The organism is Actinacidiphila rubida (assembly GCF_900110255.1).
GTDB classification, from domain to species: Bacteria; Actinomycetota; Actinomycetes; order Streptomycetales; family Streptomycetaceae; genus Actinacidiphila; species Actinacidiphila rubida.
Map to the genome: position 1 here is coordinate 97,515 of NZ_FODD01000006.1, position 26,360 is coordinate 123,874.

Sequence of the window (26,360 nt, forward strand, 5' to 3'; positions counted from 1 at the left end):
CCGGGGCGGCCGCGCACCACCGGCCCCGGTGCATCGCCCCGCTCCGCCTCGGGGGCGTCGCGTCGCCGCGGTCACTCCACCACGTGCCGGCCCTCGGGCCGGGCGGTGCAGGAGCCGCGGAACGCGCAGTGCGCGCAGTGCCGGCCGGCGGCCGGGGTGAACCGCTCGTCGAGCACCCGGCCGGCCGCCTCGGCGAGCAGGTCCTGCGCCCACTCCCCCTCCAGCGGCTCCTGCCGCTGGACGGCCGGCACCGCGTCGCCGCCCTCCTTCTGGGTGGCGCCGAGCCGCAGATGGACGAGCTCCGCGCCTCCGGGCCGCGGGCGCTCACCGCCGAACAGCGGGTCGACCGCCCCCTCCCGCACGGCCAGCTGGTACACGGCCAGCTGCGGGTGACGGGCCACCTCGCCGGACGTCGGCTTGGCCCGCCCGGTCTTGAAGTCCACGACGTACGCCTGCCCTTCGGCGTCCGTCTCGACCCGGTCCATGCTGCCGCGGATCCGCACCTGCACCTCGCCCGCGTCCAGCGTCACGTCGAAGTCCTGCTCCGTGGCGACGGTGGTGCGACCGCCGCGCTCCATGACGTGCCAGCGCAGGAAGCGCTCCAGCGCAGCGCGGGCGTTCTCCTTCTCCTGCCGGGACTTCCACGGCGCGTCGAAGGCCAGCGCGTCCCACACCGAGTCCAGCCGGGCCATCAGCACGTCCAGGTCGGCGGGCGCGCGGCCGGAGGCGACCTCGTCGGCCAGCACATGCACCACGTTGCCGAAGCCCTGCGCCGCGGTCGACGGCGGTTCCGCCTTCACCTCGCGGCCCAGGAACCACTGCAGGGCACAGGTGTTGGCGAGCTGGTCGAGCGCCGAGCCGGACAGCGCGACGGGGCGGTCCCGGTCGCGGACCGGCACCGCCGAGCGGGTCGGCTCGTACAGGCCCCACCAGCGGTCGGGGTGCGCGGCCGGCACCAGCGACACGCCGTCGTCGCTGAGCGCGGCCATCCGTGCCAGCCGCCGTGCGGCGGCCTCGCGCAGCGCCGGGCTCGCCTCGGGGTCGACGGTGGTGGCCCGCAGTTCCGCGACCAGGGCGGCGACGGCGAGCGGGCGGCGCGGGCGGTGGGCCACGTCCCTGGGCTCGACGCCCAGCTCGGCGAGGAAGCGGGAGGGCTGGTCGCCGTCGTCCGACGAGGACTTCACGGCGGTGACGAGCAGCCGCTCGCGGGCCCGGGTCGCCGCCACGTAGAACAGCCGCCGCTCCTCGGTGAGCAGCGCGCCCTGCGACAGCGGCGGCGCCAGGCCGTCGCGGCCGATCCGGTCGGCTTCGAGCAGCGAGCCGCGGCGGCGCAGGTCGGGCCACACGCCCTCCTGCACCCCGGCGACCACCACGAGCCGCCACTGCAGCCCCTTGGCGCGGTGCGCGGTCATCAGGTGCACCGCGTCGGGCCGCACGGTGCGGCCGCTGAGGGTGTCGGCGGCGATGTCGAAGCCGGACAGCTCCTCGATGAGGTTGAGCGCGCCACGGCCGCCGGTGCGCTCCTCCGCGCGCCCGGCGGTGTCGAACAGCGCGACCACCGCGTCCAGGTCGCGGTCTGCGTTGCGGCCCGCGGGCCCGCCGCGCAGCGCGGCCCGTTCGAGCCGCGCGCCCCAGCCCGAGCCCGACCACAGGCCCCACAGGGCGTCCTCCGCGGTGCCGCCGGCCGCGAGCGTGGCGCGGGCCGCGGCGAGCAGCCGGCCCAGCCGCAGCGCGCCGCGCGCGTACGCCTGTTCGTGCGCCACCAGTCGCTGCGGCTCGGCGACGGCCTCCGCGATCAGCACGTCGGACGGCCGCGGCACCGCCGCCCCCGCCGCCCGCTCCTCCTCGCGCAGCGCCCGCCCCAGCCTGCGCAGGTCCGCGGTGTCCATCCCGCCGAGCGGCGACACCAGCAGCTCCAGCGCTTCCTCGACCCCGATCCCGCGCTCGCCCTCCGGCCCGGACCCCGCCCCTGCCGCACCTTGCGCGGCCTCCAGCCCGTCGGCGTCCACCGGTGCCGCGCCGGGCTCAGCGCCCGAAAGCTCCTGCGTCACGGCCTCCGGCCCAGCGGCCTCCACCAGCCCGCCCGCGTCCGTACGCGCCGCGCCAGGCTCCGTCCCCGGTTCCGTCTCCGAGAGCTCTGGCCCTCCGGCCTCCGGGCCGCCCGCGGCCGCCCGCGCCGCGCCGGGCTCAGCGCCCGAAGGCTCTGGCGTCACGGCCTCCGCGGCCGGTGTCCGCGCCTCCGTGGCCGCGGGGGCGACGAGGGTGCGGGCGGCGATGCGGAGGGCCTGGAGGAGGGGGGCGACCGCGGGCTCGGCGTGCAGGGGGGCGGCGGACGCCTCCAGCTCGACGGGGACGCCCGCGGAGGTGAGCGCGCGGCGCAGCGCGGGCAGCGGGGTCGCGCCGCGGACCAGGACGGCCATGTCGCGCCACGCGACGCCGTCCTCCAGGTGGGCCCGGCGCAGGGTGTCGGCGATCGAGTCGACCTCGGCGCCGGGCGACGGGTAGGTGCGCACCGCGACGGCACCGCCGTCGTGGACGGGAGCGAGCGCGCGGTGGGCGCGGGCGGCGGCCGCGGGCAGGCGGGGCAGCGGCAGGCGGGAGGCGACGTGCCGGCTCGCGGCCAGCAGGGCGGCGCCGGACCGCCGGGACGTGCCGAGCACCCGGACCGGCGCGGGAGAGCCGTCACGCCGCGGGAAAGCCTGCGGGAAGTCGAGGATGCCGTTGACGTCGGCGCCGCGGAACGCGTAGATCGCCTGGTCGGGGTCGCCGAAGGCGACGAGGGTGCGGCCCTGCCCGGCGAGCGCCTGCAGCAGCCGCACCTGGGCCGGATCGGTGTCCTGGTACTCGTCGACGTACACCGCGTCGTAGCGCGCCGCGAGCTCCGCGTGCACCTCGGGGCGCGTCGCCAGCCGCACCGCGCGGTGGACCAGTTCGGTGTAGTCGACGACGCCCTGGAGGTCGGTGACGTCCAGGTACTCCTGGAGGAACGCGGCCGCGGCCAGCCAGTCGGGGCGGCCGGCGCGGCGGGCGAAGCCGGCCAGGTCGCCGGGACCCAGGCCCAGCTCGCGGGTGCGGGCGATGACCGCGCGGACCTCGTCGGCGAAGCCCCTGGTGCCCAGTGCGGCCCGCAGGTCGTCGGGCCAGCGGACCCGGGCCCGCCGCTCGCGGGCCAGCGCGGCCTGCCCGGCCAGCAGCTCGCGGACCACCAGGTCCTGCTCGGGTCCGGACAGCAGCCGCAGCGGCTCGGCGAACAGCCCCGACCCCGCCGCGCCCTGCTGGGCGCGTACCAGGGAGTAGCAGAAGGAGTGAAAGGTCACAGCCGGCGGTGCGGCGTGCCCGCCGGCCCGCCCGGCCATCCGGTCGCGCAGCTCGGCGGCGGCCTTGCGGCCGAAGGTGAGGACGAGGATCCGGTCGGCCGGGGTGCCGGCCGCCACCCGTGCGGTGACCGCCTCGACGAGCGTGGTGGTCTTGCCGGTGCCCGGCCCGGCCAGCACCAGCAGGGGTCCGTCGCGGTGCTCAACCACGGCGCGCTGTGCCGCGTCCAGCACAGGGGGCGCCGCGGGTGCCACCGGCGTGCGCACGAGCCGGTACCCGCCGGCCCCCGCGCGCCCGGCGGCCGCGCGGGCCCGCGGCACGCCGGCGTGACCGGGTGCACCGGGCCCGCCCGGGGTGCCCGGAGCCGCGGGTTCCGCCGCCGGTCGGGAAGAAGAAGAGGGGTTCACGTGGTTCGCCGGTTTCGTGGTGGTCGAGGAATGTACTCCCTACGGAGAGCCGAGGGCATGCCCGGGCCCGGGATGCCGGAAGCTGGATGACATGAGCGTCCGGCTGTCACGCGCTGTCGGCGCCTCCCGGGGCGCCGGCCGCGCCCTGCCCGTCCCAGCGCGCCCGGCGCATGTCGACGCGCGGCACGTGGCCGTCCGCGGCCGGTCCGCTCTGCCGCAGCGGGGTGCCCTCGGCCCGGTACTCGGCCAGCGCGTCGAGCTCGTGGCCGGGCAGCAGCGTGCCGTCGGACCGGACGACGCGCCACCACGGCACGCCGCCGCCGTAGTGGGACATGACGTGCCCCACCTGGCGCGGGCCGCCCTCGCCCAGCCATTCGGCCACGTCCCCGTACGTCATGACGCGGCCGGCCGGGATCAGCTCGACCGTCTCCAGGACGCGTTCCGCGTAGGCACCCGGCTCGCCCGGGGCGTACTCCTCGCTCATCCGTCCCATCCTGCCCCAGACATCCGACACCGGGGGGTTCCGGTGCGTTCCACGGTGCCCTCGTGCCACCATCGTGCGGGCGGTGACAGGTGATACGAGACCAAGAAGACCAGGAACAGGTGACAGGGGACCCAGCGGGCGCGCAGGAGGCCGGAGAGGCCGCCGCCGCTCCCCGTGACGTGCCCGCACCCGCCGCCCGCCGCGGTCAGCGCGAGCCCGCGGAGACCGGTACCGGCCATGACAGGGGCGGCGACGCCCCCGGTGACACGGGCGGGAACGCCGGCAGCGACAAGGACCACGGGGCCGGCACGGACGCCGGCAGTGGTACGGGACCGGGCCTCGCGCACGGCGCCACCGTCGCCGACCGTTCGGCCTGGCTCGGCGCCGCCGAGGCGCCGGGCGCCAACGGAAACGGCAGCGGCAGCGGCAGCGGCAGCGGCAGCGGCAAGGACACAGGCACGGGCAACGGCGGCGGAAGCGGCCCGGACGATCCCCGCGGCGGCTCCCACCGGGACACCACCGGGGACGCAAGCGCCGGTGACGGTGACGGCGACGGTCCCGACGGCGAGTCCTGCGCGCAGGACTCCGGGGCGACCCGGCACGCCGTCTCCGTCGACGAGCCGCTGCTCGCCGCCCGCGTGCACCGGCCCGCGGACCTCGTCCGCTTCTTCGTCGGGGTGCTCGGCATCGCGGTCGTGCTGGCCGTCGCGGGGTTCGCCCACGCCACCACCACCGGCCTGGACACCGACATCTCCAAGGGCGCCGACCACGCGCCCGACTTCCTGTCGTCGTTCGCGGGGCTGACGGCGAGCATCGCCGTGCTGATCGTGCCGGTGGCCTTCGCCGTGGAGCGGCTGGTCAAACGGGACGGCCTGCGGATCGCCGACGGCGTCCTCGCGGCCGTCCTGGCGCACGGCACGGCGCTGGCCACCGACCTGTGGGTGACGAACTCCGCGCCCGCCTCCATCCGCGAGGCGCTGTCCCACGTCGCGCCGGTCGGCAACGGCACGACCGACCCGGTGCACGGCTACCTCGCGCCGGTCATCGCGTACGTGACCGCGGTGGGGATGGCACGCCGGCCGAGATGGCGGGTGGCGCTGTGGTTCGTGCTGCTGCTGGACGCGTTCGCGGTCCTGGTCGGCGGCTACACCACGCCGTTCTCGATCGCCCTGACCGTGCTGATCGGCTGGACCGTGGCGTACGGCACGGTCTACGCCGTGGGCTCGCCGAACGTGCGGCCCACCGGGCAGAACCTGATGGCGGGGCTGCGGCGGGTCGGCTTCGCGCCGCTGACCGCCCGCCGCGTCGGCCAGGACGAGCCGGCGACCGCGGACTCCGACCGCGGCCGGCAGTACCTGGTGACGATGGAGGACGGCCCGCCGCTCGACGTGACGGTGGTGGACCGCGAGCAGCAGGCGCAGGGGTTCTTCTACCGGGCGTGGCGGCGGCTGTCGCTGGTCGGCGGCATCACCCAGCGCCGCAGCCTGCTGTCGCTGCGGCAGGCGCTGGAGCAGGAGGCGCTGCTGGCCTACGCGGCGATCGCGGCCGGGGCGAACGCGCCGAAGCTCATCGCCACGTCCGAGCTGGGGCCGGACGCGGTGATGCTGGTCTACGAGCACATCGGCGGCCGGCGGCTGGACACGCTCGCCGACGAGGAGATCACCGACGGTCTGCTGCGCGAGGCGTGGACGCAGGTGCGGGCCCTGCACTCGCGGCGGATCGCGCACCGGCGGCTGGTCGGCGAGTCGCTGCTGGTGGACCGCGGCGGCCGGGTGTTCCTGACCGACCTGCGCGGCGGCGAGATCGCGGCCGGCGACCTGGTGCTGCGGATGGACACCGCGCAGTTGCTGACCACCCTCGCGCTGCGGGTCGGCCCGGAGCGGGCGGTGGCGTCCGCGCTGGCGGTGCTCGGCCCGGACACGGTGGCCGACTCGCTGCCGCTGCTCCAGCCGATCGCGCTGAGCCGGGCGACCCGCGCGCAGCTGAAGGTGCTGGGCCGCGAGCGGGCGCAGCGCGAGCGGGAGGCGGTGCTGGCGGCGTCCGCGCGGGAGAAGGAGGCGCGCGAGGAGCGCAGGTCGCTGGAGGCGGCGCACGCCGGCCACCGCGGTGAGACGTCGGCGAAGGTGCCGTCGAAGGCGGAGCGCAGGGCCGACGGCAAGGCGGAGAAGCGCGCCATGGAGGACGCGCTGGAGGAGATCCGCGAGGAGGACCTGCTCTCCCGGATCCGGCAGCAGGTGCTGCTGATCCGCCCGCAGGCGCCGGTGGAGCCGGTGCGGCTGGAGCGGATCAAGCCGCGGACGCTGGTGACCGTGATCGCGGGGGCGTTCGCCGCGTACTTCCTGCTGTCGCAGCTCAGCTCGGTGCCGATCGGGCACGCGGTGCTGAACGCCGACTGGCGGTGGGCGGTGATCGCGGTCCTCGGGTCGGCGGCCACCTACGTGGCGGCCGCGTGCGCGCTGTCGGGCTTCGTGCCGGAGCGGCTGTCGCTGATGCGGACGGTGCTGGCGCAGGTCGCCGGCTCGTTCGTGAAGCTGGTGGCGCCGGCCGCGGTGGGCGGTGTGGCGCTGAACACCCGCTACCTGCAGAAGGCGGGGGTGCGGCCGGGCCTGGCGGTGGCGAGCGTGGGCGCCTCCCAGCTGGTGGGCCTGGGCGCGCACGTGATGCTGCTGATGACGTTCGGCTTCATCACCGGGACGGAGAAGACGCCGTCGCTCTCGCCGTCCCGCACGGTGATGGCCGGGCTGCTGACGGCCGGCGTGCTGGTGCTGGTGGTCACGGCGGTTCCCGCGCTGCGCAAGTTCGTCTCGACCCGGGTGCGGGCGCTGTTCGCGGGCGTGGTGCCGCGCATGCTGGACGTGCTGCAGCGGCCGGCGAAGCTGCTCACCGGGATCGGCGGCACGCTGATGCTGACGGTGTGCTTCGTGATCTGCCTGGACGGCTGCGTCCGGGCGTTCGGCGGGCACCTGAGCTACGCGGCGATCGCGGTCGTCTTCCTGGCGGGCAACGCGCTGGGGTCGGCGGCGCCGACGCCCGGCGGCGTGGGCGCGGTCGAGCTGGCGCTGACCGGTGGTCTGATCGCGGCGGGCCTGCCCAAGGAGGTGGCGACCCCCGCGGTGCTGTTCTTCCGGCTGCTGACCTTCTGGCTGCCCGTCCTGCCGGGCTGGCTGGCCTTCACGCACCTCACCCGCAAGGGCCAGCTGTAGGCCGCCGTCCGCCCGGGCCCTCACAGGAGCACTCCGGCCCCGAGGGTCCCCGCCCCCGCCGTGCGACCGCGCGGCGGGGGCGCCCGCGTGCGTGTGCGTGGGGCGGGAGGGAGCGGTTGAGCCAACCGTGGCAGGTCCTTGCCAAAATTTCGGCCAAATCTCCGGCGCCGCCCATCCCTTGATCCCCCCGGCGTGATCAGGTGCCGTGCGAACGGCACCACTCACGCACGCTCGGGGAGGATTCGTGAACGCACCAACCCGCAGAAGACGGTGGCTGACGATCTCGGCCGCCACTGCACTGGCCGCCCTGTTCGCCATTCCGGCCACCGCGGCGCCCGGCCATCCGGCCACGCATCCACGCGCCTTCACCGCACAGGCCACCGCCTCGGACGGTGGGGGCGACGGCGACGGCGGCGCCGAGGAGTCCGACGAGATCGCGGAGGGCGCGGACCAGTTCGCCGAGGCCCGCACCTCCCCCGGAACCCTGCTGCCGGGCGCCTACACCGCGGCCTGGAACCAGATGACCGCCCTGCCGAACACGGGCGGGCAGTGGCAGCACGTCACCGGCCTGCCGTACAACTCCGACGACCCGCGCTACCGCGACTTCGACTCCAACTCCAGCGGTGGCGCCGGCCTGGTCACCGGGCGCGCGTCCGCGCTGGCCGCCGACGACGACGGCTACGTGTACGAGGGGTCGGCGGGCGGCGGCGTGTGGCGCTCGTCGTCCGGCGGCGGCCACTGGCAGCCGATCAGCGACGCGCTGCCCGCGCAGGCGACCGGCGCCCTCGCCCTGGACGGCCGCGGACGGCTGTGGCTGGGCACCGGCGAGTCGACCACGAACGCGGACGCGTACCTGGGCAGCGGCGTGTACGTCCTGGACCACCCGCACTCCGGCACCTTCGCGTCGTACGACCGGGTGGGCGGCGGCGAGCTGGACTCCACCTCGATCCACACGCTGCGCTTCGGCGGCGACAAGGTGTGGGCGTCCACCACGCGGGGCGTGTGGAGCCACTCCACCACGGACCTGCGCGGCCCGTGGAAGCTGGAGTTCGCGCCCAACCCGGCCTATCTGCCGGGCGGTTCGCTGGCCACCGACCCGAACGCGCCGTACAAGAACATCGCCAACGACGTGGCCGTCGACCCCAAGGACCCGTCGAAGGTCATGCTGGCGATCGGCTGGCGCAGCGGCGACGACTACAACGGCTTCTACGAGAAGTCGGGCGGCAGCTGGGTTCGTGTCAGCTCGCTGGGCGCGCTGCCCACGGACGCCGGGACCGTCGGCAACGTGACCTTCGCGCGGGCGAAGGACGGCTCGCGGTACTACGCGATCGTGCAGTCGCCGACCGCCCTGGCCACCGACCCGGACAGCAACCTCGACGGCATCTACGTCTCCAGGTCCGGTGACCCGTTCGGCAGTTGGCAGCGGATCGCCGACACCGAGACGCTCGTCGGCTCCGGCTCGGCGCTGACCGATCCGGGCTACATGCCCGGCGTGCAGGCCTGGTACAACGAGTTCCTCCAGGTCGACCCGACGAACGCGGACCACGTGTACGCGGGTCTCGAGGAGGTCTTCGAGACCAAGGACGCCGGCACGTCCTGGTCGGCCGTCGGCCCGTACTGGAACTTCGGGTTCCCGTGCTGGAGCATCGACCCGTCCCAGCAGACCGGTTCCTGCCACCAGACGACGCACGCCGACCAGCACGCGGTCGCCGTCGGCAGCTACCACGGCAAGCCGTACGTCTACGTCGGCGACGACGGCGGCGTGTACAAGCGCCCGCTCGACGGCCGCACCGACGCGGACGGCCACGCCACCGACTGGGTGTCCACCAACGACGGCACCATCGACACGCTGCAGTACTACTCGGTGGGCGTCGGCACGGACCCCGGCCACCGCGGTGTCGCGGTCAACGGCGGCCTGCAGGACAACGGCCAGTCGATCCTGCGTCCCGGCGACAAGGTGATGGGCTCCAACTTCGGCGGCGACGGCGGCGACACGCTCACCGACCCCGCCAACGGCTGCAACATCGCCCAGGAGTACGTCTACCTGGCCGTCAACGTCACGCAGAACTGCGCGGTGAACAACGGCGCCTGGGTCGACGACCCGTCGAAGGTGACGAGTTACTCCGTCGCCCCGGCCGACAACGCGACCGGCGAGGCCCGCTTCATCGCCCCGCTGACCGCCGACACCAAGGACGGCAACACCTGGATCGCGGGCGGCCGCCACGTGTGGGTGCAGACCCACGGCTACGCCATCCGCAGCTCCAGCGAGTGGACCGACGCCTTCGACCTCGGCGCGGGCCACACCGCCACCGCCGTGGCCGCGCAGGGCGGCAAGGTGTACGCGGCCTGGTGCGGGCCGTGCAACAACCAGGGCTTCACCCGCGGCCTCGCGGTCGGCAACGCCGACGGCACGGGCTGGCACCAGGTGAGCCTGCCGGCCACCGGCGCGACCGGCACGGTGCCGAACCGGTACCTGGCCGGCCTGGCCGTGGACCCGACCGACTCCTCGCACGTGTACCTGGCCGTCAACGGCTTCTCGCGGCAGTGGACCGAGGGCCCGGGCGCGGGCGTCGGCCACGTCTTCGAGTCCACGGACGGCGGCACCACGTGGAAGGACGACTCGGCGAACCTGCCGGACGTGCCGTCCAACGCATTGATGGCCCTGCCGAACGGCGGGCTGCTGCTGGCCACCGACCTCGGCGTGGTCTACCGGGCGCCGCACCGCACCTCGTGGGAGCGGGTCGGCTCGCTGCCCGCGGTGGCCGTGATGCAGCTCAAGCCCGGCGCCGACGGGCGGATCTACGCGGCCACGCACGGCCGCGGGCTGTTCGCGATCCGGCCGCACTAGCCGGTCGCCCCGGCCGGTCGCACGTACCGGCCGGGGCACGCGACGGGGCCCGGGGGCCGCGCTGGACGCGCGGCTCCCGGGCCCCTGGCCCCCGTCGTCGAAGGGGCCGCTCGCCGATCGAGGGCTCTAGAACAGGTAGTTGTAGACGTTCCAGCCCGTGCCGATGTTCTGGCGCTTGCCGTACGGGGTCGTGGCGTTGCCCGTGCCCGGGTACAGCCACAGGCCGCCGCTGGTGTCGCGGGCGATCAGGTCGTTGAGCCCGTCGCCGTTGCTGTCGCCCAGGCCGAGGATCTTGTTGTAGATGTTCCAGCCGGCACCGATCTTGGTGCGGGGGGCGAACGGCGCGTGGTAGTCGCCGGTGCCCTTGTAGAGCCACAGCGTGCCGGAGGAGTCGCGCGCGACGATGTCCGCGTTGCCGTCCCCGGTGAGGTCCCCGCGGCCGGCGATCTGGCTGTAGATGTTCCAGCCGGCGCCGACCTTGGTGCGGCTGGTGAAGTGGCCGTCCGCGTAGGACAGGTAGACCCACAGGGTGCCGCCGGTGTCGCGGGCCAGCAGGTCGGGGTACACGGCGCCGCCCAGGTTGCCGGGCGTCACGAACGCGTTGTAGATCTGCCAGCCGCTGCCGATGACGGTGCCGGGGCTCTGGCTGCTGCCGTACCGCCGCAGCGTGCCGCCGAAGCGGGCGTACATGTTGACGCTGGTGCCGTCGCCGGAGTTGTTCTGGAAGAACGCGCCGGCCGCACCGAAGCCGGTGCCGCTGTTCTCGCGGGCCGCGAAGCCGCCGCCGCTCTTGGGCGCGTAGTCCCACAGCGTGCCGGAGCTGTCACGGCCGTTGAGCGGGAACGACCAGCCGAGGTTCGGGTCGGGCAGGCTGTCCGCGGTGGCGGAGCTGAAGGCGGACGTGGCCGGAGCGGCGTGCCTCGCCGCGGTCGTGCTGCCGCTGGCCGCCGCCGCGTCGCTGGCGCTGGCCGCGACCGACACGCCCAGCGTCAGGGCGAGCGTGCCCGCCGCGACGGCCGCGGCCCGGGCGCGCAGTCCGCGCCTGCGGCGCGGGTGATGCGTTGTCACCTGTGGTCCCCCTTGGTGGATGAAACAGGCTCCCGCGCGGCGGTCCCGCGCGGGAGGCCACGACGCTACCGCGCGATCCGGCACGTGACCCCCACACGAATGTCATCGTCCGGTCACAGTTCCTCCGCATCGGGCGAACGCGCGGGCGGGTGTGCGAAAACGGCAGGCTGGCACCCGACTCGAGCCGCGCATGCGGACGTTGACGGTCCGCACCGCCCGTGTGTGTGACATGAGCGTGACCAATTCCGCATCGTCCGGGGCTCGCTGGGCCACCACCCCTTCGCTACGGTGGATTTCAGCCTGGAACGGGGACCCGGCGCATCGATCTCGCCATGCGTGTGCTCCCCCGTCCGCCACTGATCGGGGGAACCGAGACCATGCGAGCCACGCGGACCACTCCGGCCGCCGCCACCGCCCTGGCCGCCGTCGCCGCTCTGGTCCTCAGCGCCTGCGGTTCCGGTTCCGGCGGTTCCGACACCATCGACAAGGGCGGGCCGGCCACCACCGCGTCCGCGCCCTCCGCCACCCCGACCGCGACGCCCTCGGGCCCGCCGCCGAAGATCGACCGCGCGCTGGCCCTGCCGGCCGGCCTCACGGTGGTCTTCGACTTCGGGACGCCCGCCGATCCCGCGCAGGCGGCGGCCCTCACCGGCGCCGCCGACTTCATCCAGGCGATCAGCCACGCGGTCGTGCGGCAGAACCCGCACGACGCGGTGCTCGGCGCGTACGGCGCCGGGGACGCCCTGACGTACGCGCGCACCTACGTGCAGCAGAACGTGCGGCGCAGGCTCACCCTCACCGGGACGGACCGCTACTACCGGCCGAAGATCACGGTGAGCAAGGGCGGCGGCGCCGTCGAGGTCGTCCTCTGCAACAACCAGGCGAAGCTGTACAGCAAGGACATCGCCACCGGGAAGGTGCACATCACGCCCGCGGACGACGCGAGTTACTCGCTGTTCGACCTCGTGATGGCGAAGCTCCCCACCGGCAAGGGGCTCTGGCAGGCCAACTCGATCACGGTCAAGGGGAAGGCACTGGAATGCGAGCAGTGAGACCGATGTCGCTGGTCGGACGGGGGCTGGTGCTCGCCGGGGTCGCCGTGGTGGCGACCGCGGGCACGGCGCTCGCGAACAGCGAGGTCACGAAGACGTCGGGGAACAGCGGCAACGGGACGATCAGCGCCGACGTCAAGGGCGTCACGTACACGTCCTCCGGCTCCCCGGGCACCTCGGCCCGGCACCTCGCCTCGTCCGACGTGAGCTGGACGCCGCCGCCCTGCTGGATCGGCCCGATCGGCGGCCCCGCCGAGTTCAAGAAGATGGTCGAGAAGCAGGTCACGGAGACCGACTCCTACCCGGGGCAGGCCAACTACGCGATGGAGGCGATGGACGAGTACCGCCGCCACTACGCGGAGGGCTACACCTGGAGCGGCGGCGGGGACGGCTACAAGGACTACAACATGGACCAGGCCGGCAAGGGCCTGTTCTGGGGGCCGTTCGAGAACCCCGGCTCCACCAGCCCGGACCGCTTCGACTGCAACTCGACGCTGCCGATGTGGGTGCCGAACGGGCAGCGCCCGCCGGCCGGCACGCCGAACGTCATCACCACGGAGATGCTCGCGAAGTTCGCCGCCGCCCACGCCCAGGTCCCGGGCGTGGCCGTCGCGACCAACCCGCGTGGCACCCAGACCGTCAACCTGCCGACCTGGGTCAAGCTCCAGGACGACTACGCGCCGGTGACCGTCCGCGCCTCCGTCGACCTCGGCGGCGGGCAGACGCTCTGGGCGGAGACCACGGCGAAAACCGACGGCGCCCACATCGACCCGGGCACCGCGGACGCCCAGGTCTTCCCCGGTGACGGCAACTGCCCGGTGCGGGCCGACCACACGATCGGCGCCGACTATGACGGCCACCCGGACGCGACGCCGCCCTGCGGCGTCACCTACCGCCGCTCCACGCAGAACCGCGGCCCGTTCCAGCTGAACGTCAGCACGGTGTGGACGGTCACCTGGCAGGGATCCGACGGCGGCCAGGGCGGATTCGCCCCCGCCACCATCACCGACCCGACCCCGGTCACCGTCCGCGAGATCCAGACCGTCAACCGCTGACACCGCTCCGGCGCGGCACCGCGCCCGCCCGGACACACGCCAGGGGCGGCACCCTCCGCGGGTGCCGCCCCTGGCGTCGCTCGGACGGTGCCGGTCAGTAGATCGGCTTCTCCGGCTCGACGGTGTTGACCCAGCCGATGACGCCGCCGCCGACGTGGACCGCGTCGGAGAAGCCGGCGGACTTCAGGACCGCCAGGACCTCGGCGCTGCGGACGCCGGTCTTGCAATGGAGCACGATCCGCTTGTCCTGCGGCAGCGAGGACAGCGCGGTGCCCATCAGGAACTCGTTCTTCGGGATGAGCTTCGCGCCCGGGATGGACACGATCTCGTACTCGTTGGGCTCGCGGACGTCGATGATCTCGATGTTCTCGCCGTCGTCGATCCACTCCTTGAGCTGCTTGGGAGTGATCGTGGAGCCGGCGGCGGCCTGCTGGGCCTCCTCGGAGACCACGCCGCAGAACGCCTCGTAGTCGATGAGCTCGGTGACCGTCGGGTTCTCGCCGCACACCGCGCAGTCCGGGTCCTTGCGGACCTTGACCTGGCGGTACTGCATCTCCAGGGCGTCGTAGATCATCAGCCGGCCGACCAGCGGGTCGCCGACGCCGGCCAGCACCTTGATCGCCTCGGTGACCTGGATGGAGCCGATGGAGGCGCACAGCACGCCGAGGACGCCGCCCTCGGCGCAGGACGGGACCATGCCCGGCGGCGGGGGCTCCGGGTACAGGCAGCGGTAGCACGGCCCGTGCTCGGACCAGAACACCGACGCCTGGCCGTCGAACCGGTAGATCGAGCCCCACACGTACGGCTTGTTGAGCAGCACGCACGCGTCGTTGACCAGGTACCGGGTGGCGAAGTTGTCGGTGCCGTCGACGATCAGGTCGTACTGGCTGAAGATGTCCATCACGTTGTCGGCCTCGAGCCGCGTCTCGTGCAGGACCACGTTCACGTACGGGTTGATGCCCAGGACGGAGTCGCGGGCGGACTCGGCCTTGGAGCGGCCGATGTCGGCCTGGCTGTGGATGATCTGGCGCTGCAGGTTCGACTCGTCGACCTCGTCGAACTCCACGATGCCGAGCGTGCCGACGCCCGCCGCGGCCAGGTACATCAGGGCCGGCGAGCCGAGACCGCCGGCGCCGACACACAGCACCCGGGCGTTCTTCAGCCGCTTCTGCCCGTCCATGCCCACATCGGGGATGATCAGGTGACGCGAGTACCTGCGGACCTCGTCAACGGTGAGCTCGTCGGCCGGCTCGACCAGGGGTGGCAGCGACACAGGGACCTCAGCAATACGGTTGGTCGGTCATCAGACAGGACACGCACGGCCCGGCCCGTCGGCCGGCACCTCCACGCTGTTGATGCAACACTGCCACGCCCGTCTTCATTCCAAGACACCCGTTCCGAGGGTCGAGACATCCGCCGGTCACATGGTGGGCGGGACCGTCCGGGAGGTGTTCACCCCACCGCGCGCACCGCGTCGTGCCAGTAACCGGGCAGGCCCGACCACGGATCGGCGCCGTCCAGGTCCGTGCGGTCGGTCATGCAGACGGTGCCCGCGCCCTGCCAGCGGGCGATCCGCAGCGCCTCCTCCAGGTGCGCGGCGGCCAGCCCGTGCACCAGGTGCGCGAACCGCGACGACGGATACGCCGCCGACCACTCCGGGGCCTCCGACCAGCGGTAACGGGTCCAGGCGCCGTGGAAGACCACCAGCTGGTCGGCGATCTCCGCGTAGCCGGGGTACGGGTAGGCGCCCGGCGCCAGCACGATCCGCGGACGGACTCCGGCGCCGTCGGCAGCGGCGTCAGCCGCCTCCGGGCCGCCGTGGCCGTCGCGGCCGGCCCGCCGCTCCCGCTCCTTGCCGATCAGCGCCCGCAGCGTCGTCACCACCCGCCGGCACTCGGCGGTCTCGGCCCGCAGCGTCGGCGCGCGGTCCAGGTAGAACCCGTCGACGCCGTACCAGTCGAGGTAGTGCGAGGCGTCCGAGACCAGCTGGCCGAAGGGCCGCATGCCGTACGCGCAGTCCAGCAGTCCGAGGACCGGCACGCCGTTCTCACGGACGCGCCCCAGCGCCTCGGTGTACAGCGGGTCGCAGCGGGTGCCGGGGCCGCGGTCCACGTCGAACGCCACCCAGTGCAGCGGGGCGCCCGGCCGGGCCAGCTCGGCCCACTCCGCGGGGGCCATCAGCGGGTGCGCGAAGGCGGGCACGCCGAAGCCGGTGCCGGTGTCCGCCGGCCGGCCGTCCCCGGCCTCGCGGACGGCCCTGCCGTCCCGGCTCTCCCGGGACGGGATCAGACGCGGCATGCCGCCTCCATCCACACGTCGGCCAGCGACTCCTCCAGGCCGATCCTCGGCCGCCAGCCGAGCCGGTCGCGGGCCGTGCGCACGTCCGCCTGCTGCCACAGTCCGCAGCCGTCGGGGTACGGCGGCTGCGGGGGCGGGGTGTGCGCCTCGTCCACCTCGTGCAGGACTCCGTCGTAGCCCGCGACGTGCGCGAGGGCCGCGGCCATGTCCCGCATCCGGACGGCCCGGCCGCTGCCGATGTTCACCACGCCCTGCGCGGCCGACAGCGACGCCGCGTGCACGGCACGCGCCACGTCCCGCACGTCGACGAAGTCACGCTGCACGGACAGCCCGCCGAGCTTCAGCTCGCCGTCGCCGTTCTGCATCGCGCGGCGCAGCGCCTCGGCGACACGGCCGAGCGGCGCGCCGGTGGGGGTGCCGGGGCCGACCGGGCTGAACACCCGCAGCACCACCGCGTCCAGGCCCGACCCGAGCACCAGCTCGGTCGCGGCGAGTTTGCTGACGCCGTAGGGGCCGCCGGGCCGCGGCGCGGCGTCCTCGCCGGTGGACGCGCCGACCGGCGAGGGCCCGTACTCCGAGCCGCAGCCGACCTGCACCAGGCGGGCGCCGATCGAGCTGCGGCGCAGCGCCTCGCAGACCGTCGCGACGGCCACCGTGTTCTGCCGGGTCAGGTCGCGGGCGTTGCCGCGGGTCGAGCCGGCGCAGTTGATGACGACGCCCGGGTGCACGGCGTCCAGGAAGCGGGCGAGGACGCCGGGGGCGCCCGAGGACAGGTCGAACCGGACGTCCGCGTCGTCGCTCCTGCCCAGCGCGGTGAGCTGGACGGCGGGGTCGGCGAGCAGGCGCTCGGCGACGTGGCGCCCGAGGAAGCCGTCGGCTCCGAGCAGCAGCGCTCTCATCGGCTGCCTCCCGAACGGGTGGGCGCGCCCGGGGCGCGCCGTGGTGTCGGCGTGCAGTGCGTGGTCAAGGGTCTTTCTCCTGGTGTGGGTCGTACGTCTCGTGCTGCGTACGGATGTCAGGTGGGTCGGTGGGCGGCGGCCCGGGACAGGGTGCGGAACGCCGCCACGACGGCCACCGCCGCGGCGGCACCGCAGATCAGGGCGTGCGCGCCGGCGCGCGGGCCACCGGGCCCGAGCACGGTCGCCAGCCGGTACAGGGCCTCCGCCGCGCAGGCCGCGCCCAGCACGGCCGCGGCGGTGGCCGCCCGTCCGTGCAGGGCCAGCAGGCGGGTGGCGAACAGCAGCAGTCCGAGGGCGGCCGGCGCGGCCACCGGACCGGCCGCGCCCAGCAGCGCGGCCAGCACGGCGGTGTAGCCGGCCAGGACGGCGGCCAGCCGCGGGCGGACGGCGTCGGCGAAGTCGTCCAGGCCGTGGCTGGGGGCGAGTTGGGCGCGGGAGCGCACCGCGAACCAGTGCGCTCCGTACGCCGCGGGTACCAGGCTCGCGGCGAGGCCCGGCGCGGTCGGGGACGTGAGGGCGAGCAGGCCGCACACCCACAGGGCCGCGGATCTGCCCGGTGCGTGCAGCGGCCCCCGGCGCAGGACCGCGTACGCGGCGACGAGGACGAGGGCCGTGACGGCCTCCGCCGGCAGGAAGCGGCCGGCCACCGCGCACACCGCGCCCGGCAGCAGGTAGCGCGCGGCGCGCGGCGGGTGCAGCCACGCGCCCTCCCGCTCCCCCTGCACGGGCTCCGCGATCTGCCCGGCCCGCGGCACCCGCGCGTACAGCTCCTCGGCGAGACCGAAGACGTCGCGGTGCCGGAGCCGGCGCGCGTCCACGTCCGTCACGCCGTGCGCCTCCAGGCCGGCGGCGATCTCCCAGACGTCCACGGCGCCGGCGATGAGCGTCTGGTGGCGGTGCATCACCTGGCGCACCGGGTCCGCGGGCCCGCGCCGCCGCACCCGCCCCCCGCCCGCGCGCTCCCCCGGCCCCGCACCGTCCCGCACCGGAGCGGCCCGCCCGCCCGCCGGTTCAGCCGCCTTGCCCCGCGGTGCCGACGGCGCCATGACGGCCGCACCCCGCTCACCTCCGGGCGCACGCGGGCCCGGCACGCTGACGGTCACGGCCTCGACCTCGTCCTCGGGCTCGGCCTCGGCCGACAGGACGTCGTCGGCTGCGGGACGACCACCCGCATCCGGGACGGAGGGCGCAGGATCGGCGCGCGCGTCCGGCGCTGACGGGGCGTGACTCCGTGCGTGCCAAATCGATTCACCTGAGGCCACCCCCTCGGCGGTCGGTGGCGCTTTCTGCGCACTCTCCTGATCGTTTCCGTCCGCGTCCCCGGGTTCCTCCGGCGGAGCCGCGTCCGGCCCGGCAGCGCGACGGTTCTCGCTCAGGGCCTCCTCGACGGCGTCGCCAACCATGGCCCAGAGTTCGGCGAAGGCGTCGGGCCGGCCGGGCGATCCGGCCTCCCCGCCGGACGAACCCTCCGCGGCCCCGTCGCCGCCCGCGGGCCGGTCGGCGCCCGCGTCCTCCGCCTCGGCCTCGGCCTCCGCAGGCTCGCCATCCGTGAGCGCCTCGTCCGGCACGGTCGTCGTGGGAGGAGCGTCCGGGCCCTGGTCGGCGGTCGGCTCGGCGGGCGGCTCGGCGGTCGGTCCTGCGGTCGGCTCGGCGGGGGGTGCGGGGGCCGGCGCGTCCGCGAGCGCCTCGCCCGCGCGGGCCCACAGTTCGGCGAAGGTCGCGGACCCGGCAGCCGCGCCGGGGACGGCGGCGGGCTCGGGCGCGGTGGCCGGTGCCGTGTCGGCGGCGGCGGGCAGCGGGAGGTGCAGGGGGGCGATGTCTGCGGGGGTGGTGGGTCGCGGGGTCATCGGGGGTGCTCTCCGGTGAGCAGGGACGGGGCCAGGCGGGTCGGGGACCAGGACTCGGCGGGACTGGTGAAGGGCCGCGGCGCGCCGGCCGCGGACCACAGCGGTTCGCGCGGCACCGGGTGGTGGGCGACCACGTCGAGGTAGCTCTCGCGGAACGCGTCCACACACGTGGTGACCGTGAACAGGGCCAGTGCCCGCTCGCGCGCCGCCGCGCCGAGCCGCGCCGCCCGTTCGGGGCCGCGCAGCAGCGCCAGCGTCGCCTCGGCGAGCGCCTTGGGGTTGCGCGGCGCGACGACCAGGCCGGTGCCGCCGATGACCTCGCGGACCGCGCCCACGTCCGTGGAGACGGTGGGCCGGCCGCAGAGCATCGCCTCGACGAGGCTCAGCGGAAAGCCCTCCGAGCTGCTGGACAGCACGACGACGTCGCCCGCCGCGTAGGCGTCGGCGAGTTCGGGTGCCCCCGGCGAGCCGATCTCCTCGAAGCTGACCGGGCTCTCGCCGACCGCGTGCGCGTGTGCCGCCTCGTCGGGGAACAGCTGGGCCGCCAGGGTGCGGCAGTGCTCCAGGTAGGCGGCCGCGGCCTCGGTGGCGCTGCGGAGGTGGAAGACCCGCAGCCGTGCCTGCGGCTCCTCCTCGCGTATCGCGTGGAACGCGTGCAGCAGCGCGATCAGGTCCTTGGCGGGTTCGGCCCGGCCGACCCAGGCGACGGTGGGGTCGGCGTGCGCGGCGGGCGCCGCGGCCTCCGCCTCCGCCGCCTCGCCGGCCCGGGCGAACCGGGTGGCGTCGATCCCGGGGTGGACGGTGCGCATCCGCTCGCGCGGCGCGCCGCAGCGCTCCTGCCAGCGCCGCACGTGCGTGGAGCCGGGGGTGACGAGGGCGGCGGTGCGGTAGCCCTCGCCGGCCAGCAGGCGGTGGTAGGTGCCGAGCAGCGCGCGGACCGCGGGGGTGAACGCCGCCGCGCGGTGGGCCAGCAGGGCCTCGCGCAGCCGCACGGTGTACTCGGTGACCATCAGCGGGGTTCCGCAGAACCGTTTGGCCAGCAGGCCCGGCAGCATCGCGGGGCCGCCCGACACGGCGTGGCACACGTCCGCGGAGCCGAGGTGCTCCGGGCCGTACCAGGGCAGCGACAGGGGCCGCAGCTGCCGTTCCAGCAACGCGGTGGCGGTGAGGAGTTCGGAGACGGTGATGTCGCCGAGCAGCGGCCGCACGCCCGGAGCGCGGCACGCCGTCTCCAGGGTCAGCAGCGCGTCGTGGCCGGTCAGCAGCCGCGGCAGTCCGCCGTGTTCGGCGGCGGCCTCGGCCAGTCCGTAGAGTCCGGCGGCGAACCGTTCGGCGCGTTCCTCGGCCGGTGCGGCGTCCCGGCCGCCGGCGAGGGCGGCGGTGAACTCGCCGTAGTGCCACCGGAAGGCCGCGTCGCGGGCCCGGCGCGCGGCCCGGGAGCGGTCGCCCGCGTCGTCGGGCGGCGGGTCGCCCCACAGCCGTTCGGTGAGCACCCGCCGCACCTGCTCGGGCGGTGCGACCTGCCCGCCCGCTTCGGTGCGGGGCGAGCGGCTGAGCGCGTAGACGTCGAAGTCGTGGTGCGGCAGCCCGCGCACGAGCCGGTCGCACCACGCTCCCCCCTCACCACGCGCATACGGGTACCCACCCTCGGTGAGCAGTGCGATCCGCACGGGTACGCCTCCTTTCGCGCCGAGTGCCCGGTGTTGAGGTCATCTGCCGGGCGTTGCCCGGCGCGACGACGGTATGCCGGTACGGCAGTGGCGCGGCGGACGGTTGTCCGCCGCGCCACCAAAAGGGGTGAAGAGACGTAACTTCTCTCAGCCGAGCGCGTTCGCGTGACTTAAGGTGCGGTCACCATCACGCTCCGCAGTTCCCGCCGGTTCTCCCGGCGCTCGGCGGCCTCCGCCGGATCGAGCACCGGCACGGCCGCCAGCAGGCCCTTGGTGTACGGGTCGCGGGGGGCGTCGTACACCTGGTCCACGGTCCCGGACTCCACGATCCGGCCGCCGCGCATCACCGCGACCCGGTCGCTGACCTGCCGCACCACGGCCAGGTCGTGGGCGATGAAGACCAGCGCCAGTCCGAGGTCGCGCTGCAACTCGCCGAGCAGTGCGACGACTTGCGCCTGCGTGGTGACGTCGAGCGCGGACACCGGCTCGTCGCACACGATCAGCTTGGGCTCGGGGGCCAACGCCCTTGCGATGCCCACGCGTTGCCGCTGGCCGCCGCTGAACTCGTGCGGGTAGCGGTGGTACCAGTCCGGGTCGAGACCAACCCGCTCCAGCAGGTCCTTGACCCGGCTGACCACGGCCGCGTCGCTCAGCCTCCCCTCGGCGCGCAGCGGGTCGGCGATCGACTCGCCGATGCTGCGCCGGGGGTTGAGGGACGAGACCGGGTCCTGGAAGACCATCTGCAGCTCGCGCCGCAACGGCCGCAGTGCCCGGTCGCCGAGGGGGGCGATGTCGCGACCGCCGTAGTGGATGCGGCCCCGGGTCGGATCCAGCAGCCGGACGAGCATCCGGCCGAGGGTCGTCTTGCCGGAGCCCGACTCCCCCACCACGCCCAGGGTTTCGCCCGCGCGCACGGTGAGCGAGACGTCGTCGACCGCCGTGAACGCGTGCCGGCCGCGCTTGAACTCCCGCCGCAGGCCCTCCGCGACGAGCAGCGCGCCGTCCTCGGCGACCGGTCCGCCCTTGAGCAGCGCGGGAGTCGGCGTCGGCACCGGCCCGACCGCGAGGCCCGCCGCGTCCGCCGCGGGCTCCGCCGCGTCCACCGGCTTCGCCTGCGCGGGGACGTCCGCGCCCGCCGGGCCCTCGGGGCCCGCGGGCCCGTCGAGCCGCGGGACGGCGGCCAGCAGGGCACGGGTGTAGGCGGCGGACGGTGCGGACAGCACCGTGCCGACGGGGCCGCCCTCGACCGCGCGGCCGTCGCGCATGACCAGGATCCGGTCGACGCTGCCGGCGACCACGCCGAGGTCGTGGGTGACCAGGAGCAGTCCCATGCCCGTCTCGGCGCGCAACTCGTGGAGCAGGTCGAGGATCTGGGCCTGCACGGTGACGTCCAGCGCCGTCGTCGGCTCGTCCGCGATGAGCAGCCTCGGCTCGCACGCCAGCGCCATCGCGATCAGCGCGCGCTGCCGCATGCCGCCGCTGAACTCGTGCGGGCGGGAGCGGGAGCGGCGGGCCGCGTCGGCGATGCCGACCCGGTCCAGCACCTCGACGGCGCGGGCGCGGGCCGCGGACTTCGACACCCGGTGGTGCACCCGGTACACCTCGGCGATCTGGTCGCCGATCGCGAAGTACGGGTCGAGCGCCGACAGCGGGTCCTGGAAGACCATGGCGGCCGCACCGCCGCGCAGCCGCCGCAGTTCCGCGTCGGTGGCGGTCAGGACGTCGGTGCCGTCGACGCGCACGGTGCCGGAGACCCGCGCGCCGGTTCCCCGGTGCAGGCCGAGCAGCGCGTACGCGGTGGCGCTCTTGCCGGACCCCGACTCGCCCACGAGGCCGAGCGCCTGGCCGGCGCCGAGGCTGAAGTCCAGGCCGTCGACGGCGCGTACGGCGCCGCCGTCGGTCGGGAACTCGATGCGCAGGTCCGCGACCTCGACGAGGGCCGCGGTCGCGGCGCGGGATGCCGCCGTCATGCCAGTACCACCCTTCGGTCGGCGAACGCGTAGAGGACGTCGGCCACCGCGTTGGCCACGACGACGGCCAGGCCCATCACCAGGACGATCCCGACGACCACCGGCAGGTCCTTCATCTGCACGGACTGCACGAGCTGCTGGCCGAGGCCGGGGATGCCGAACAGGGTCTCGGTGAGCAGCGCGCCGCCGAACATGGTGCCGAGGTCCAGCGCGGACAGCGCGATCACCGGGGTGAGCGCGCCGCGCAGGGCGTGCCGCCGCACGACGGCGCCCTCGCCGACGCCGTAGGCGCGGAAGGTCCTGATGTGGTCCTCGGCGAGTGTCTCCAGCATCGAGGAGCGGGTCAGCCGCGCGTACTTGGCGGCCTCGACGAGTGCGAGGGCGAGCCACGGCAGCAGCAGGTTCCACGCCCACTGCTGCGGGTCGTCGGTGATCGGCACGTACGTGGGGTAGGGCAGCCACTGCAGCCAGGAGCAGAAGACGAGCAGCAGCAGGATGCCGGTGATGAACACCGGGGTGGCCACGCCGACCAGGGTGAACCCGGTGAGCAGCCGTTCGGTGATCCCGCCGCGCCGCAGCGCCGACACCAGGCCGGTGCCCACGCCGATGACCAGCCACAGCACCATCGCGCCCAGCGCGAGGGACGCGGTCGCCGGCAGCTTCTCCCCGATCAGGTGGGTGACCAGCTCGCCGGTCCGGTACGACTGGCCGAGGCACGGCGCGGGGCAGTGCAGCGAGCCGGTGCCGGTGCTGTAGGTGTGGCCGGTCACGATGCCCTGCAGGAAGTGCCAGAACTGCAGGTAGACGGGGTCGCCGAGACCCATCTGCCCGCGGATCTGGGCGACCTGGGCGGGCGAGCACTTGGGGCCGCAGGCGAGCCGGGCGGCGTCGCCGGGCGCGAGGTAGAACACCGCGTAGAGCACGGCGGCCAGCACCAGCAGCACCAGCACGGCCTGCAGGACGCGGCGGACGAGGAAGGCGGGCAGCCCGTTCACGCGGTGCCACCTCCGTTCGGGGTTCCGGTGGTGCGGGCGCTTCCGGCGGGTCCGTCCGCGGCGGGGGCCGTGGCGGGCTCGGCGGCCACCTCGCCGCCGCGGCGCCCGGCGCGGGTGCCGACCCGCAGCCGGCTGGCGGCGCGCGGGTCGAGCGCGGCGCGGACGCCCTCGGCGAAGACGGTGAACGCGAGCACGGTGACGAACAGCAGCGCCGCCGGCAGCAGCACGTACGCCGAGTCGGCCTGGTACCAGGTGGTCGCGCTGGACAGCATCTGGCCCCAGGACGGGGTGGGCGGGGTGACGCCGATGCCGAGGAAGGACAGGCCCGCCTCGGACACGATGTTGGTGGGCAGGGTGACCGCCGCGTAGGAGAGGACGGGCGCCACCAGCGCGGGCAGCAGCTCGCGCCGGGCGGTGCGCCAGGGCGAGGACCCGGCGAGCCGTGAGGCGGCCACGTAGTCCAGCGACTTCTGGGCCAGCACCTGGGCCCGGACGATCTTGGCGAAGCCGCCCCAGGCGAGCAGGCCGAGCACCAGCGTCAGCAGCACCGGGCGCGGGAACCCGCCGGGCACCACCGCGAGCAGCGCGATGGCCAGGATCAGGGCGGGCATCACGACGAAGATGTCGGTGATGCGGCTGAGCAGCCCGTCGACCCAGCGGTTGCCGAGGCCGGCGGCGAGCCCGAGGGTCACGCCGATCAGCACCTGGAGCACGCTGGCGCCGAACGCGACGCCCAGCGAGACCCGGGCGCCGTAGGCGAGCCGGGCGAACAGGTCGCGGCCGGTACCGGGTTCGACGCCGAGCCAGTGGGATCCGCTGACGCCGCCGAAGTGGCCCAGCGGCACGCCGCCGGACGCGGAGTCCACCAGGCCGGCGTGGTACGAGGTGGTGTCCTGGCCTTCGAGCGCGGCGAGCAGCGGGGCGCCCACCGCGACCAGGACCAGCAGCACGATGACCGCGCCGCCGGCCAGGGCCGCGGGCCGTCCGCGCAGCCGCCGCCAGACCTGCCGCGCCCCCGAGGGGGGAGCCGGCACGAGTGCGCCCGCTCCCCCCTCGAAGGACTGTGTCGCGATGTCCTCGACCGTCACGGCGTCACTTCACCGCGACCTGGGAGACGTCCAGCACACCGGTCCAGTCGCTGATGACGACGTTCTTGATGTCCTTGCCGTACAGCCGCTTGTAGACCGGGTGGTAGAGCGGCACGGTCAGCGCCTGCTCGCCGATCTTCTTGTCCAGCGCGCCCCAGCGGACTGCGGCGGCCTTGAGGTCGGTGATCTTGTTGATCGCGTCGATCTCGTTGTTGACCGAAGGGTCGTTCAGCTGGGCGTTGTTGAAGTTGTCGCCGCCGGTGACGATCTGCCGGCCGTCGAAGATCGGGCCGAGGAACGGGCCGCCGGACGGCCAGTCCGCGCCCCAGCCGGCCAGGAAGAAGCCGGGCTCGGACGACACGTTGTGGATCTTGTCGCTGTAGGCGTTGTGCTCCTGGCCGTCGAGCTTGACGGTGATGCCGGCGACCTTGAGCGCCTCCTGCAGCGCGGTGGCGACCTCGGGGCCCTGCTCGTCGCCCTTGGTGACGTCGTGCGTGAGGGTGACGGTCAGCCCGTTCGGGTAACCGGCCTCCGTCAGCAGCTCCTTGGCCTTCGCCGGGTTGCCGGTGGCGCCGGCCGGGAACGGGTCGTACGGCGTGTAGCCGAACGCCGCCTGCTGCGGCAGGAAGGTGGTGGCCGCCTCGTTGAGCGAGGAGCCGCCCTGCGCGTTGACGACCGTGGTGCGGTTGACCGCGTAGGCGATGGCCTCGCGCACCTTCGGGTTGTCGAACGGCTTCACCTTCGGGTTGAAGGCGATGTAGTCGGTGTAGCCGAAGTGGCCGGTGCCGACGCGGGAGGCCAGGGACTTGTCGCCGGTGACCTTGGCGAGCTCGGCCGGGCCGAGGTTGGTGTCGGTGGTGACCGCGTCCGCGTCCTTGCCGACGCCGGCGGACAGCCGCTGGTCGATCACGGCCTGGTCGATGCCGGACTGGACGTCGATGGTGTCCGGGAACGCCTTGCGCTGGTCGTCGGTGGCCGCCGACCAGTTGGGGTTGCGCTTGAGCACGATGTGCTCGCCGTTGTTCTCGTTGCTCACCACGCTGTACGGGCCGGAGGACACCGGGTGCTCGGCGTACTTGGTGCCGGTGTCCTTGGACTTGGGCACCGGGGCGAACGACGTCTGGGTGGCCAGCAGCGGGAACTCGCCCTCGGGCTTGTTCAGGTGGAAGACGATGGTCTTCGCGTCGGGCGTCTCGATCGCGGACAGGCCCTTGGGGTCCTTGTACGGGCCCTGGTAGGAGGCCGCGCCGACCAGCCAGTCGCGCAGGTACGGGGCGCCGCCGGACAGTTCGGGGGCGAACGACCGCTCGATGTCGTACTTGATGTCGGCGGTGGTGATCGGCGACCCGTCCTCGTACTTCAGGCCGTCCTTGAGGTGGTACGTCCACACCGTCGCGTCCTTGCTCGGCTGGCCGTTGTCGGTGGCCAGGTCCGGGACGACCTTGGTGCCCGCGGCGCCGTCGGCGCGGTTGCGGGTGGTCAGGGTGCGGTACACGAGCGAGGGGATGTTGCCGCCGCCGGAGGTGTACAGGCGGGCGGGGTCGAAGTCCTCCTGCGCCTGGTTGTTCAGCACGTACAGCGTGCCGCCCTTGTGTGGCTGGGCGTCGGCACCGGACTTCGCGTCGCTGCCGCTCTTCGGGCCGCAGGCGACGGCCCCTCCCGCAAGGGCCAGACCAATGGCTATCACGCCGATTCGGCGGGACGTGAGGGGCAGTTGACGCATCGTGGGACCTTTCACAGGCAGAGCGGAAGGAAGGAGGGGAGCGAGAGGGGGCGTCCGCGCGGCGGCAGCCCCTCCGCGGCACGGCACGGCACGGGGCCGCGCGGGCGCGAAGGGGAAGGGCGGAACGGTTCGCCGGGAGCGGCCTGGCGGCGGAGGCGGGCGGTGCGCTCCTCTACGCGGCGGGGCCGGGAATGATCACCGACAGTGCACGTCGGCGACGCAGTGCGCGGCCACGCCGATGAGCGCCAGCTCGATGCCGGCGTGGCGGGACGACAGTGCGTGGCGGAACGACATGGTCAGAAGGGTGCAGGGAAGCACCCCCGAATGTCAAAGTGACATCAAGAGAAGCGATAAGGATCACTTATGGACGCGGCCGCC

17 protein-coding genes are annotated in these 26,360 nt (G+C 74.6%); 4 read left to right on the forward strand and 13 right to left on the reverse strand.

Annotation, left to right across the window (positions count from 1 at the left end; genetic code table 11):
- Positions 1-71: 71 nt before the first annotated feature.
- Positions 72-3,581 carry an ATP-dependent helicase gene (locus tag BMW99_RS07810; protein ID WP_075016548.1) on the reverse strand — a complete coding sequence of 1,170 codons (3,510 nt, stop codon included), beginning with the start codon at positions 3,579-3,581 and terminating at the stop codon, positions 72-74.
- Positions 3,582-3,828: 247 nt separating this feature from the next.
- A complete protein-coding gene (locus tag BMW99_RS07815; protein ID WP_075016490.1) occupies positions 3,829-4,215 on the reverse strand; it encodes an MGMT family protein in 387 nt (128 codons plus the stop codon).
- 629 nt (positions 4,216-4,844) lie between these two features.
- Between BMW99_RS07815 and BMW99_RS07820 the strand changes: the two genes are divergently transcribed.
- Positions 4,845-7,409 carry a flippase-like domain-containing protein gene (locus BMW99_RS07820; RefSeq protein WP_407640275.1) on the forward strand — a complete coding sequence of 855 codons (2,565 nt, stop codon included), beginning with the start codon at positions 4,845-4,847 and terminating at the stop codon, positions 7,407-7,409.
- A gap of 244 nt (positions 7,410-7,653) precedes the next feature.
- Positions 7,654-10,257 carry a ligand-binding sensor domain-containing protein gene (locus tag BMW99_RS07825; protein WP_069462709.1) on the forward strand — a complete coding sequence of 868 codons (2,604 nt, stop codon included), beginning with the start codon at positions 7,654-7,656 and terminating at the stop codon, positions 10,255-10,257.
- 126 nt (positions 10,258-10,383) lie between these two features.
- On the opposite strand, the gene BMW99_RS07830 is transcribed toward BMW99_RS07825, so the two are convergent.
- Positions 10,384-11,325, reverse strand: a complete 942-nt coding sequence (locus tag BMW99_RS07830; protein WP_069462708.1) for an FG-GAP repeat domain-containing protein — start codon at positions 11,323-11,325, stop codon at positions 10,384-10,386.
- Between the two features lie 377 nt (positions 11,326-11,702).
- On the opposite strand from BMW99_RS07830, the gene BMW99_RS07835 reads away from it, so the two are divergent.
- On the forward strand, positions 11,703-12,377 hold the full coding sequence (locus BMW99_RS07835; protein WP_069462707.1) for a hypothetical protein: 675 nt from the start codon (positions 11,703-11,705) through the stop codon (positions 12,375-12,377).
- On the forward strand, positions 12,365-13,432 hold the full coding sequence (locus BMW99_RS07840; protein WP_143080518.1) for a hypothetical protein: 1,068 nt from the start codon (positions 12,365-12,367) through the stop codon (positions 13,430-13,432). The genes BMW99_RS07835 and BMW99_RS07840 overlap by 13 nt, the downstream gene beginning before the upstream one ends.
- Positions 13,433-13,526: 94 nt before the next feature.
- Here BMW99_RS07840 and moeZ read toward each other — a convergent pair whose 3' ends face one another.
- From moeZ to BMW99_RS42880, 10 genes are all read right to left on the reverse strand, one after another.
- A complete protein-coding gene (moeZ, locus tag BMW99_RS07845) occupies positions 13,527-14,705 on the reverse strand; it encodes an adenylyltransferase/sulfurtransferase MoeZ (RefSeq protein ID WP_069462705.1) in 1,179 nt (392 codons plus the stop codon).
- 179 nt (positions 14,706-14,884) lie between these two features.
- Positions 14,885-15,730 (reverse strand): spherulation-specific family 4 protein, encoded by an 846-nt coding sequence (locus BMW99_RS07850; RefSeq protein WP_069462704.1) that lies wholly within the window; start codon positions 15,728-15,730, stop codon positions 14,885-14,887.
- Positions 15,718-16,629 carry an NAD-dependent epimerase/dehydratase family protein gene (locus BMW99_RS07855; RefSeq protein ID WP_069462703.1) on the reverse strand — a complete coding sequence of 304 codons (912 nt, stop codon included), beginning with the start codon at positions 16,627-16,629 and terminating at the stop codon, positions 15,718-15,720. Before BMW99_RS07855 ends, BMW99_RS07850 begins: the two co-directional genes overlap by 13 nt.
- Before the next feature lie 116 nt (positions 16,630-16,745).
- Positions 16,746-18,536, reverse strand: a complete 1,791-nt coding sequence (locus BMW99_RS39970; protein ID WP_107485343.1) for a hypothetical protein — start codon at positions 18,534-18,536, stop codon at positions 16,746-16,748.
- Positions 18,533-20,206 carry a DUF3492 domain-containing protein gene (locus BMW99_RS07865; RefSeq protein WP_075016491.1) on the reverse strand — a complete coding sequence of 558 codons (1,674 nt, stop codon included), beginning with the start codon at positions 20,204-20,206 and terminating at the stop codon, positions 18,533-18,535. The genes BMW99_RS39970 and BMW99_RS07865 overlap by 4 nt, the downstream gene beginning before the upstream one ends.
- A gap of 170 nt (positions 20,207-20,376) precedes the next feature.
- Positions 20,377-22,176, reverse strand: coding sequence for an ABC transporter ATP-binding protein (locus BMW99_RS07870; protein ID WP_075016492.1), 1,800 nt, complete (start codon positions 22,174-22,176; stop codon positions 20,377-20,379).
- Positions 22,173-23,162, reverse strand: coding sequence for an ABC transporter permease (locus tag BMW99_RS07875; RefSeq protein WP_069463306.1), 990 nt, complete (start codon positions 23,160-23,162; stop codon positions 22,173-22,175). Before BMW99_RS07875 ends, BMW99_RS07870 begins: the two co-directional genes overlap by 4 nt.
- Before the next feature lie 5 nt (positions 23,163-23,167).
- Positions 23,168-24,259 carry an ABC transporter permease gene (locus BMW99_RS07880; protein WP_407640270.1) on the reverse strand — a complete coding sequence of 364 codons (1,092 nt, stop codon included), beginning with the start codon at positions 24,257-24,259 and terminating at the stop codon, positions 23,168-23,170.
- Positions 24,260-24,263: 4 nt separating this feature from the next.
- Positions 24,264-25,982, reverse strand: coding sequence for an ABC transporter substrate-binding protein (locus BMW99_RS07885; RefSeq protein ID WP_069463305.1), 1,719 nt, complete (start codon positions 25,980-25,982; stop codon positions 24,264-24,266).
- 195 nt (positions 25,983-26,177) lie between these two features.
- The gene (locus BMW99_RS42880) at positions 26,178-26,276 is read right to left on the reverse strand and encodes an Ms4533A family Cys-rich leader peptide (protein ID WP_322899636.1); all 99 of its coding nucleotides are present in this window, start codon (positions 26,274-26,276) and stop codon (positions 26,178-26,180) included.
- Between the last annotated feature and the right edge of the window lie 84 nt (positions 26,277-26,360).

What these genes read in the sequence shown, in the direction of transcription:
- BMW99_RS07815 (WP_075016490.1), bottom strand. Translation starts at nt 4,215, where the DNA reads ATGGGACGGATGAGCGAGGAGTACGCCCCGGGCGAGCCGGGTGCCTAC.
- BMW99_RS07835 (WP_069462707.1), top strand. Translation starts at nt 11,703, where the DNA reads ATGCGAGCCACGCGGACCACTCCGGCCGCCGCCACCGCCCTGGCCGCC.
- BMW99_RS07840 (WP_143080518.1), top strand. Translation starts at nt 12,365, where the DNA reads ATGCGAGCAGTGAGACCGATGTCGCTGGTCGGACGGGGGCTGGTGCTC.
- BMW99_RS07850 (WP_069462704.1), bottom strand. Translation starts at nt 15,730, where the DNA reads ATGCCGCGTCTGATCCCGTCCCGGGAGAGCCGGGACGGCAGGGCCGTC.
- BMW99_RS07855 (WP_069462703.1), bottom strand. Translation starts at nt 16,629, where the DNA reads ATGAGAGCGCTGCTGCTCGGAGCCGACGGCTTCCTCGGGCGCCACGTC.
- BMW99_RS39970 (WP_107485343.1), bottom strand. Translation starts at nt 18,536, where the DNA reads ATGACCCCGCGACCCACCACCCCCGCAGACATCGCCCCCCTGCACCTC.
- BMW99_RS07870 (WP_075016492.1), bottom strand. Translation starts at nt 22,176, where the DNA reads ATGACGGCGGCATCCCGCGCCGCGACCGCGGCCCTCGTCGAGGTCGCG.
- BMW99_RS07885 (WP_069463305.1), bottom strand. Translation starts at nt 25,982, where the DNA reads ATGCGTCAACTGCCCCTCACGTCCCGCCGAATCGGCGTGATAGCCATT.
- BMW99_RS42880 (WP_322899636.1), bottom strand. Translation starts at nt 26,276, where the DNA reads ATGTCGTTCCGCCACGCACTGTCGTCCCGCCACGCCGGCATCGAGCTG.